At 72.1% G+C, this 9,678-nt stretch carries 8 protein-coding genes; 1 reads left to right on the top strand and 7 read right to left on the bottom strand.

Annotated features, from left to right (window positions below; translation table 11 throughout):
- Positions 1 to 75: 75 nt before the first annotated feature.
- Entirely contained in the window at positions 76 to 714 is a 639-nt protein-coding gene (locus ACFWPT_RS32700; RefSeq protein WP_380486205.1) for a hypothetical protein, read from the bottom strand.
- Between the two features lie 556 nt (positions 715 to 1,270).
- Here ACFWPT_RS32700 and ACFWPT_RS32695 point away from each other — a divergent pair.
- Positions 1,271 to 2,014 (top strand): TNT domain-containing protein, encoded by a 744-nt coding sequence (locus tag ACFWPT_RS32695; protein WP_380486203.1) that lies wholly within the window; start codon positions 1,271 to 1,273, stop codon positions 2,012 to 2,014.
- 129 nt (positions 2,015 to 2,143) lie between these two features.
- Here ACFWPT_RS32695 and ACFWPT_RS32690 read toward each other — a convergent pair whose 3' ends face one another.
- From ACFWPT_RS32690 to ACFWPT_RS32665, 6 genes are all read right to left on the bottom strand, one after another.
- Positions 2,144 to 3,349: a hypothetical protein gene (locus ACFWPT_RS32690; protein WP_380486201.1), complete on the bottom strand. Its 1,206-nt coding sequence runs from the start codon at positions 3,347 to 3,349 to the stop codon at positions 2,144 to 2,146.
- A 124-nt stretch (positions 3,350 to 3,473) separates the two neighbouring features.
- The gene (locus ACFWPT_RS32685) at positions 3,474 to 4,838 is read right to left on the bottom strand and encodes a sugar porter family MFS transporter (RefSeq protein ID WP_380380410.1); all 1,365 of its coding nucleotides are present in this window, start codon (positions 4,836 to 4,838) and stop codon (positions 3,474 to 3,476) included.
- Positions 4,839 to 5,093: 255 nt separating this feature from the next.
- Positions 5,094 to 6,446 (bottom strand): phosphomannomutase/phosphoglucomutase, encoded by a 1,353-nt coding sequence (locus ACFWPT_RS32680; protein WP_380486198.1) that lies wholly within the window; start codon positions 6,444 to 6,446, stop codon positions 5,094 to 5,096.
- Between the two features lie 10 nt (positions 6,447 to 6,456).
- Positions 6,457 to 7,653, bottom strand: coding sequence for a glycosyltransferase family 4 protein (locus tag ACFWPT_RS32675; protein ID WP_380486195.1), 1,197 nt, complete (start codon positions 7,651 to 7,653; stop codon positions 6,457 to 6,459).
- An 8-nt stretch (positions 7,654 to 7,661) separates the two neighbouring features.
- On the bottom strand, positions 7,662 to 8,393 hold the full coding sequence (locus tag ACFWPT_RS32670; RefSeq protein ID WP_380486193.1) for an NDP-sugar synthase: 732 nt from the start codon (positions 8,391 to 8,393) through the stop codon (positions 7,662 to 7,664).
- Between the two features lie 11 nt (positions 8,394 to 8,404).
- Positions 8,405 to 9,415, bottom strand: coding sequence for an NAD-dependent epimerase/dehydratase family protein (locus ACFWPT_RS32665; protein ID WP_380486191.1), 1,011 nt, complete (start codon positions 9,413 to 9,415; stop codon positions 8,405 to 8,407).
- Positions 9,416 to 9,678: the final 263 nt, after the last annotated feature.

The following is a 9,678-nucleotide window of genomic DNA, read 5'->3' as shown; positions in this document are numbered from 1 at the left end:
CCCGTGCACCGGTGCACGGGAAGCCGGCGGGACGTCGGGCGTTGCCCGGTCGGGGTGTGCTCAGGAGCGCTGGGCTCAGTAGCGCTGGGCCTTCACCACGACCGGGACCAGGGCCAGATCGGCCGGCTGGCGGCTGAAGGCGATCGGACTGGCCTTCCCGCCCGGGGCCAGGTTCTCGGCGCCGACGATCGCCGAGTCGACGGCGTGGCCCGACGCGTCGGTGAAGTCCACCTGGACCGCGTAGGAAGCGGCCTCGCGGGTGCTGTTGACGATGGTCACGACGGCGGCGTGGAGGCCGCCGGTGGTGGATCGCGGCACGCCGGTCAGGGTGATGTCGGCGGTGGCGTTGCCGGGGCCCTCCACGGTCTTGAGCACCTCGGTCGCCTTCGCCCGGTTCTGCGCGGCCTGCGCGTTCGCCGATGCCTCGAACGCCGAGGCGGCGGCCGCCGCCGAGGCCGAGCGTGCGGCTACCGAGGCCGAGGCCGACTCCAGCGCGGAGGCGAAGGCGGAGGGCGGCTCCCCGGAGAAGCTCGACGGGTTGGGTGCCTCCGACAGCGTCGCCCCCGCCGCGTTCGTCGGCGTCGCGGGCCCGGAGGAGCTCCCGGATGAGCACGACGCCACGAGGAGGACGGCCGTTCCTGCTGCCGCGGCCAGGGCGGCCACTCTCCGCGGCAGCCGGGAGCCGTTGCCCTGGCTGGTGTACAGCGTACGCATCACGCACAACCCTCCGGTCATCCCGCTCATCCGTTCGGCCGTCGGCGGGCACGTGAATGCCCGCAGCCGCCCGGTTCGTGCTCTCCATGCTTTGTTCTGCACGCCCGGACCACGAGCGGTGCTGGGCCGTCCGGACGGCACGGAGCACTTTCGGCGGGCGGTGGCGGCCGGGCGACCCGCCGGGCCGTCGCCTGCCGCCACCGGCAGCAGCCGCCCGGGTGCCCCGCCGCCGAGGAAGGGGACCGCCAGGCCGTCCGCCCGGATGTAGCCCGGTCGGGTTGAGCGGGGAATCGGCCGGTTCCGGGGAGGGTACGGAGTAGCGGACTTCGAAGCGGCGCCGGACACGGCGGAGAAGTCAGGAGAACGCGGACGAGGGCGAGAACGCCGGATTCCGCATGAATTACCCGTAGTTGACGTTCCGTCCTACCGTCGGCGGCCATCGCGCACGGTGTGGGCGGCTGCTGTGTGCCGTCCCTCTCGCGGCCTGTGTCGTGTGCCTGTTTCCCCTTCCCCGCCGTGGCGCCCTCTCCCCCTCCCCACGAAACCGGAGTACTGCATGCGTATACGAACGATGCTCGCCGCCTCCCTGGCCTGCGCCCTCCCGATCACCGCACTGACCGCCGCAGGCGGCGCCGCTGCTGCACAGTCGGGGAACGTGCGGCCGGTGAACGCGCAGTCCGCGCGGGCCGCGGCGGTCATTCCCGACGACTGCCCGCCGCCGCCCGAGGTCACCGAGTCGCCGATCACCGGGGTGTACTACTGCGACCAGGAGAGATTCGGGCCGGCCGCCATCCCGAACGACGAGCCGGCCGCCATGCTGCTGAGGGGGTATCAGCGCTTCGGCGGGCTCAGCGCCAGCCACTTCGTCCAGCTGTACTACGACGCGAAGGACAAGCGGTGGGCGTACGCGCCCGACCGTGGCTTCCAGAGGCTCGACGGCGTGCTCGACCAGACGGTGTACGCGGTGCCGATCGGGACCAAGCTGATCCGGTTCGGCGACATCCTCAACGGCGGCGGATACCTCGCCGATCCCGGAACGCCCTTCGTCCAGATGGCGGTGACACCCGACGCCCTCAACGGCGGCTACCACTGCCTGCGAGCCGAGGCGGTGTTCAAGGTGCAGAAGGGGCACGTGGCCGCCTTCTACGGGATGCCCGGCGGAGGCGTGCAGGAGTGGCTCGACCCGAACCTCGCGCCCGCAGGGCTCGAGGGCGGCTACAAGGTCAACAACCTCATCGCCAAGGGCTACCTCAGCGAACTCCCGGCAGAGCGGTGCAACGTCACCCCCACCGGTTCCTGACCGGCAGCAAGCAGAGCGCCGACGGCGGCCTGCGGAGAGGCTGACGGCAACCTCTGGATCGCCCCTGCCCCCGCTGCTGCTGGGGGGTAGGGGCGACTCCGCCGTCCCCGTCGGAGCGGGGAGGTGCGGTCAGAGCAGCCGGTCGCGGTGGCGGGCGGCGGTTTCGCGGACGAGGCGGGCGAAGTTCTCGCGGCTCTGGCGCCGGTGCTGTGCGGCCCGTTCGTCGTCCAGGTCCGCGTCGTGCAGGTCCGCGTCGTCCGGGCCTGCGTCGTCCGGTCCTGCGTCGTCGGTGCCGAGGTGCTCTTCGTCGAGGTCGTCGTACTCGGTGTGGAGGACCCAGCAGCCGTGGATGCCGGCGAGGAGGTCTTCGAGGAGGTCGCGGGCGGGGCGCCTGGGGTCGAGGGGGGTGAGGCGCAGGCCGGTGTCCTCCGGGTCGGTCTCCTCGTCGTCGGTGTAGTCCTCGGTGTAGTCGTCGAGGGCCCCGTCGAGGTCTTCGAGTTGTTCGCGCAGGCCGGCGGGGTCGGGGAGGAGGCCGTCGGCGATGTGGAGGGCGTGGCGGACGAGGCCGGTGACGGCGTCGTGGGGGGTGTGGCCGGCGTCGAGGAGTTCGAGGACGAGGGTGGGGGTCTGGTGCGGGAGGTCCTCGATGTTGTCGGCTTCGAGCAGGACGGCGGTGGCGTCGTGGCCGGAGGCGTCGGCGGCGACCTCGGCCGCGGCGGCGAGCCAGTGCGCGGCCGCGACGGCGGCGGCGGTCGGGTCGATGTCGGAGAAGAGGGCGAGGGAGCCGAAGGGGTTCTGCTCCAGCAGGTGGTCGGCGGCGGCGACCTGGACGGGGGAGGCGTCCTCGCGGCTGAGCAGGACGGCCTGCTGGGCGCGGCCGGTGAGGTTGCCGAGTTCGGCGCTCTCGACGGCGGTGAGTTCGGCGACGGTCTCGGCGAGGACGGCCTTCGTCAACTCGGGTTCGTCGAGGGCGTGCAGGGCGCGGCCGGCCTGGTGGGCGGATTCCAGCAGGGGACTGTAGGAGACGGTGAGCAGGCCGCCGTGGGGCAGGTTCGGCGCGGCCACGGCTTCGGCGACGTCGCTGAAGGTGTCGCGTTCCTGTTCGCGGCGCCAGCCTTCGGTGTCGGGTTCGAGGGAGCCGGCGGCGCTGGCGGGGTGCGTGTAGGTGCGCCAGGCCGCTTCCGACAGGCGGGTCAGTACGCCGGCCAGGCGCAGGAGCGTGGCGCTGGGTGCGTCGGCCGGGAGGGCGGTGATCCGGGTGGCGAGGTCGCCTTCGCCGGTTCCCCAGGTGGCGATGAGCTCGTGCCGGTTCGGGTCGACGCTGTAGCGGGTCATGATGCCTACCTTCGGGGACGCGCGGCTGATTGCTCGGCTGACGGCAATTCTGGCGCATCGTCAGGTGGCGGCGGGCGAAGCCCAGCCCGGGCGCGAGCGCGGGAGCCTCGCGCCCGGTCCCGTTTCACAGCAGCAATCGGCCACGGGTCTCGGGCATCCAGCGGGCCAGGGCCAGGGCGGACGCCGCGCTGATCGCCGCGTACACACCGAACGCCCCGCCGAGCGACAGCTCCTGCACGAGGGGGAGGAACGTGGTCGCCACGACGAAGTCGGTTGCCCAGTGGGCCGCGGTGGCCAGGCTCATCAGGACCCCGCGGGCACCTGCCGGGTAGATCTCGGCGATGTAGACCCAGAAGACGGCGGCAGGGCCCACTGCTCCCGCCATGATGAAGACGCACAGCAGCGCCGCGGTCGGCGCCCCCGTGTGCCCGAGTGGCTGCGCGACCGCGATGCCGACGGCCGCGACCGCCATGACCAGCAGTCCTCCGATCATCGTCTTCCGGCGGCCGACCCGGTCGAGCAGGGCGATGGTGACGACGGTGGCGGCCACGTTGCACAGCCCGACCAGGACGGCTCCCCGGATGCCTCCGGCAGCGGTCATGCCGCTGCCCCCCAGGATGGTCGGCACGTAGTAGATCGCGGTGTTCAGACCGGTCAGATGGACCAGGACGGCGATCGCCAGTCCCAGTGCGACCCAGCGGGGACCGGCCAGCGCGCAGGCCTGCCGGAGGCTCGCGGCGGGGGCGGCGACGGGCCGGGCGACGGTTGCGGTCGCGGAGCCGGCGGTGGGCCGGGTGGCGGTCGCCGTCGCGGGGCGGCCACCGGGTCGGGCGGCTGCGCCGCCAGGGTCGGGCGGAGACAGGCGCCGGGCGGCGCTGGCCGCCCGGGCGGTGTCTCCCCTGGCGTGCAGCCAGTCCGGCGATTCGGGCACCAGGCACATGCCGACCAGCAGCACGCAGGCGGGCAGGAGCCCGAGAGCGAGCATCCAGCGCCAGGCTCCCGCGGGTTCCAGGAGATAGGCCACCACGTAGGACAGCAGGAGCCCGATCGTGATCATGAGTTGGTTCAGTGTGACGAGCGCGCCGCGCCGGGCGGGCGGAGAGATCTCGGAGATGTACAGCGGGACCGCGAACGAGACGGCCCCCAGGGCGAGTCCGACGAGGAACCGCCCGATGAGGAGCGTGGTGGAGCCCGAGGCCGCCGCCGAGGCCGCCGTTCCGAGGGCGTACACGGCCGCGGCGGCGCCGATGACCGGCCGGCGTCCGAACCTGTCCGCCAGCCGCCCGCTGGTGAGGGCGGTGAGCGCCGCGCCGAGGAGGGCGGCCGACACGACCGCCCCCTGCTGCCACGACGACAGGGTGAAGATGTCGGCGACCAGCCGCAGGACTCCGGCGATCACCCCGATTCCGTAGCCGAACAGCAGCCCTCCGACGGAGGCGACGCACACGGTCAACAGCCGTGCGGCGCCCGGGGGGACGGGCGCCGTCATGGCGACACCCCTGCGCCGCCGTCGACATGGTCGCAGGACGGGGCCAAGCCCATGGGATGCCCTTCTTCGAAGTGCCGTAGGCAGGGGTGGGGCGAGGCCGGGTCAGGCCGCTGGGAATCCGCCGCCCACGCGGATGACCGACCCCGGACGCCGCGCCGAGGCGATCACCGGCTTCGCAATCCGGGAGCAGACTACCGGCGTCACCGGCCGACCCGGCGCAACCCGGACACCCCCCGACGCACCGTCAGAAACGGCTTACGGTCGGATCAATGCGAGGACCTCGTCCCGGAGGTGTTCCATGGTCTCCTGGTCGTGCGCCTCCACGTTGACCCGAAGGACCGGTTCGGTGTTCGAGGGGCGCAGGTTGAACCGAATTCCGCCCGGCAGGCCGACCGTCAGACCGTCGAGCCGGTCCGTGGTCACCCCGGCCCGGTGCCGGTATCGCTCCTCCACTTCCCGGATCGTGGTCGCGACGTCGGCGACGACGCAGTTGAGTTCGCCGGACAGCGCGAACCGGCTGTGCGCGGCGATCACGGCGGACAGCGGCCGGTCCTGTCCACCGAGGGCGGCCAGCACGTGGAGCGCGGCGAGCATGCCGCTGTCGGCACGCCAGAAGTCCCTGAAGAAGTAGTGTCCGGAGTGTTCTCCGCCGAACACCGCGTCGTGCTGCGCCATGAGCGCCTTGACGTGGGAGTGCCCCACGCGGGACCGGAACGGGCGTCCGCCGTGGCGGCGGATGCTCCGCACCGTGGCCTCGGCGGTGATCAGGTTGTACACGACGGCCGAGCCGGGGTGCCGTGCCAGCTCCCGGCCTGCGATCAGGCTGATGACGGCGGACGGTGAGATCGGCTGACCGCCTTCGTCGACGAAGAAGCAGCGGTCGGCGTCACCGTCGAAGGCGAGCCCGATGTCGGCCCCCTGCCTGCGGACCTCGGCCTGGAGGTCGACGAGGTTCCTGGGGTCGATGGGGTTGGCCTCGTGGTGGGGGAACGTGCCGTCGAGTTCGAAGTAGAGCGGGACGAGGTCGACGGGCAGGCCCGCGAAGACCTCCGGGGCGGTCAGGCCGGCCATGCCGTTCCCCGCGTCGGCGACGACCTTGAGGGGCCGGATCCCGGTGAGGTCGACGAGCTGCCGCAGGTGTGCCGCGTACTCCTGGAGGAGTGGTCTTTCCGTACGGGCGCCGCGGGACGCGGCGGGTGTGGCGTGTTCCCCCGCCACGAGCCAGTCGCGGATCCGGCCGAGGCCCGTGTTCTCCCCGAGGGGGGCCGCGCCGCTCAGGCACAGCTTGATGCCGTTGTCCTTCGCGGGGTTGTGGCTGGCGGTGATCATGGCGCCGGGAAGTCCGAGCGATCCACTGGCGTAGTAGAGGTAGTCGGTGGAGCCGAGCCCGGCGTCGATGACGTCGGCACCGGCCCGGCGGGCGCCGTCGCTGAACGCCCGCACCAGCATGGCGGAGGACGGGCGCATGTCTCTGGCCACCACCACCTGCGGGGCGTTGGTGAACCGGATGAACAGGCCGCCGATGCGTTCCGCGACCTCGCCGTCGAGTTCGGCGGGGACTTCCCCGCGGATGTCGTAGGCCTTGACCAGCCGCGCGTAGTCGGACACGGTCACCCCTTCACGAGGCCGAGGTCGGGGCTGCGGACGCCGACCGCCGACGGCGTGCCACGGCCACCCGGTAGCCGTCCAGGGTGTCCGCGACCATCTTCCGGCTGCTGAACTCCCGTTCCGCCGTGGTGCTCGCGTTGGCCGCCAGCTCGGCGGCCAACGCCTGGTCGGTGAGCACCCGCAGTATCCCTGCGGCCAGTGCGGGCGGGTCGGCCGCCGGCACGAGCAGGCCGTCGACGCCGTCGGTGATGACGTCGCTGATGCCGATGACGCGGGTGCCGACGACGGGCTTGCCGGCGCGCATCGCCTCGACCACGCTGAACGGCAGTCCCTCCGCCAGGGAGGGCTGGACCACCAGATCCGCCGCGGCGTAGACGGCAGGCATCGCCTCGGCGCCGAAGTCCTGGCGGAGAGTGACCAGTTCTGCCACACCCTCGTGTTCGAGCCGGCCCCACACGCTCTTCTCGTACGCGTAGTCCGAGACCCTCCCCGCCAGGAGCACCCGCACCTCGGGCAACTCCGCCGTGACCAGGGGCAGTGCCGCGGCCAGGTCGAGCTGGGCCTTGCGGGCGGACATCCGGCCCGGGAGGACGATCAGCCGCTGGTCGGGGGTGACGCCGAGTTCGGTGCGCAGTGCGGAGCGCAGGTTCCGGGCCACGTCGTCCGGCGGCGCGTCGGGAACGCCGTTGTGGACGAGCCTGATGCGGTCGGCGGGGGCGCCGAAGCGGGCGGCGCGCTCGGCGAAGAAGCGGCTGGGGACGAAGTGCATGTCGACGGGGAGGGTCTGGTACGACAGGCGGCACCGGCCGCGGCCGAACCGCTCCAGGTCGGGGTTCTGCTCGTGCAGCGAGCACACCAGTGCGGCGTCCGTTTCGAGCGCCACGATGCTCGCGAGGATGAGCGTCTCATGGCTGTTGGCGTGGACGACGTCGAAGCTCTCGCCCTGGAGCACGGCCCCCAGTTCGTCGAGGACGGAGTACTGCATCTGTCGCCATCTCACCTTGTCCCGGGCGTCCACGCGGTCCGCGAAGTCGCGCAGCCGCACGACCCGCCCCGCGTCCTCCTCGCGCTCCCCGGGCAGGTCGTCCAGCCATGACCCGTCGGTCGCGATGACGACGTCGTGGCCGTCGGCCACCAGCCCTTCGCACAACAGCCGCGCATAGGTCTCGGCCCCGCCGTGCAGGGGCTCGTAACTGGAGGTCAGCATCAGGACTTTCATCGGTCCGCCCTTTCGGTGAGCCAGGGAATGAGCCCACGGCCGGCGTCCTCGCCGGCCTCGCGCAGCGAATCGGGAGTGCCCACGTCCCGCCAGTAGCCGGTGAGCCGGTGCGCCCCCACGCGTTCGCCGGCGGCCATCAGTGCGGGGGCGAGTTCCCTGGCGTAGTCGTAGACGACGCCTTCGGGGATGTGCGCGATGATGCGGGGGTCCAGGCAGTACACCCCGGCGCTGATCCAGTGCGTCTCGTCGTCGGGGACGTCGGGCTTCTCCCGGGCGCTGCGGATCCGACCATCGGGGTCGATGTCCAGCACGCCGTAGCGGCGGGCCTGCCGGATCCGCGTACAGGCGAACGTCAGGGCGTAGCCTCCGTGCGTGTGCGCGTCGACGAGCCGTTGGAGCGGCTCGCCCATGATGACGTCGCAGGACGTGACGAGCACGGCGTCGAAGGCGGCGAGTTCCTCGTGGAACAGCCGTAGCGCCCCGGCGGGCCCGGTGAGGCGGGGCTCGGTCCGGGCGTGGACGGGCACCTTCACCGTGGTGCCGTCGAGGAAGCGAAGGACCTGCTCGGCCTGGTAGTGCAGATTGAGGTAGACGTCCGTGACGTCGGTCTCGGCACACCGGTCCAGCAGGTGTCCCAGCAACGGCCTGCCCGCCAGGGGCAGGAGCGGCTTGGGCGTCTGGGCGGTGAGTGCTCCCATCCGGCTGCCGCGCCCGGCTGCCAGGATCATCCCCGCCAGCCTCATCCCGTCTGCCCCGTCTGCCCGGTCTGACCGGTCTGCCCCGCCTCGGGCGAGGCCTCCGTCGGCAGGGGGCGTGCGGCCAGCCAGGACACGACGGAGTCGACCCCGTCCTCCAGCGTCGTCCGGGCGGTCCAGCCCAGTTGGGCCTGGGCGCGGGAGGGATCCAGGCACCCCCTGCGCACTTCTCCCGCCAGCGGCGGCCCGAAGCGGGGCGGCAGCGAACGGCCGGTCCGCTTCTCGACCGCCTGGTGGATGTCCAGGACCGAACTCTCCCCACCCTTACCGATGTTGATCAGACCGTTCCCCTGGTCCATGGCCCGCACGAACGCATCGGCCACATCGCTCACATGCACGTAGTCGCGCGTCTGCAGGCCGTCCCCGTTGATGACACAGGTCTGCCCGGAGAGCATGCGCTGCGCGAAGATGGAGACGACTCCCGCCTCACCGAACGGGGTCTGGCGGGGGCCGAAGACGTTGCCGAGGGCGAGCGCGACGTAGTCCAGGCCGTAGGTCTCGTGGTAGAGGCGCAGATAGTCGACGGCGACGGACTTGGTCAGTCCGTAGAAGGAGCTGGGCACACGGCCCGCGGATTCCTTGATGGGCACCCCGTCCTCACCGGCGGGCCCGTAGATCGTCCCGCCGCTGGAGGCGAACACGACCTTGCGGCTGCGGCTGCGCCGCGCCGCTTCGAGCATCCGGACCAGGCCGATGACGTTGACCTGGGCGTCCAGCAGGGGATCCCGCATCGACACCTTCACGCTGAACTGCGCGGCCAGCAGCAGCAGCACCTCGGGCGCGAAGTCCTCCACCGCGGCCGCGGTGGACTCGTCGACCACGTCGGCCGTGAGAATGCTCAACTCGGGCCAACGGGCCTCGCTCTCGGCGAGATTGGCCCGATCGCCCGTGGAGAAGTCGTCCACCACCAGGACGCGGTGTCCCTGGGCGCACAACCGGTCGACGATGTGCGAGCCGATGAACCCGCCGCCACCCGTGACGACAACCTTGCTCATGCCTTGGTCCCCTCTCGTGGTTCGCGAATGTGTGTCACACCCGGAGCGGCCTGGCCACGCGGCGGATCCGCGTGGCCACGCCGCAGCCGGACGTCGTCCTGGAGGATGCGCGGGCCGTCGGCTGCCGGGGACACGACCAGGAGCGCCGCGGTGGCGGCGGCCGTGTCCCCGGTCCGCACGACACGGTCGAGGAAGTGGCCGGGGCGCAACGCCCGAGTGGCCGTGAGTTCCTGTCCCGATGTCTTTTCCGATTTCCGGCCCTC

This window comes from Kitasatospora sp. NPDC058478, from assembly GCF_042720345.1.
Classification (GTDB): Bacteria; Actinomycetota; Actinomycetes; order Streptomycetales; family Streptomycetaceae; genus Kitasatospora.
This window is presented reverse-complemented; position numbering and strand designations above follow the sequence as displayed.

Coding starts and splice junctions, on each gene's coding strand:
- ACFWPT_RS32700 (WP_380486205.1), bottom strand. CDS start 714: ATGCGTACGCTGTACACCAGCCAGGGCAACGGCTCCCGGCTGCCGCGG.
- ACFWPT_RS32695 (WP_380486203.1), top strand. CDS start 1,271: ATGCGTATACGAACGATGCTCGCCGCCTCCCTGGCCTGCGCCCTCCCG.
- ACFWPT_RS32690 (WP_380486201.1), bottom strand. CDS start 3,349: ATGACCCGCTACAGCGTCGACCCGAACCGGCACGAGCTCATCGCCACC.
- ACFWPT_RS32685 (WP_380380410.1), bottom strand. CDS start 4,838: ATGACGGCGCCCGTCCCCCCGGGCGCCGCACGGCTGTTGACCGTGTGC.
- ACFWPT_RS32675 (WP_380486195.1), bottom strand. CDS start 7,653: ATGCTGACCTCCAGTTACGAGCCCCTGCACGGCGGGGCCGAGACCTAT.
- ACFWPT_RS32670 (WP_380486193.1), bottom strand. CDS start 8,393: ATGATCCTGGCAGCCGGGCGCGGCAGCCGGATGGGAGCACTCACCGCC.
- ACFWPT_RS32665 (WP_380486191.1), bottom strand. CDS start 9,415: ATGAGCAAGGTTGTCGTCACGGGTGGCGGCGGGTTCATCGGCTCGCAC.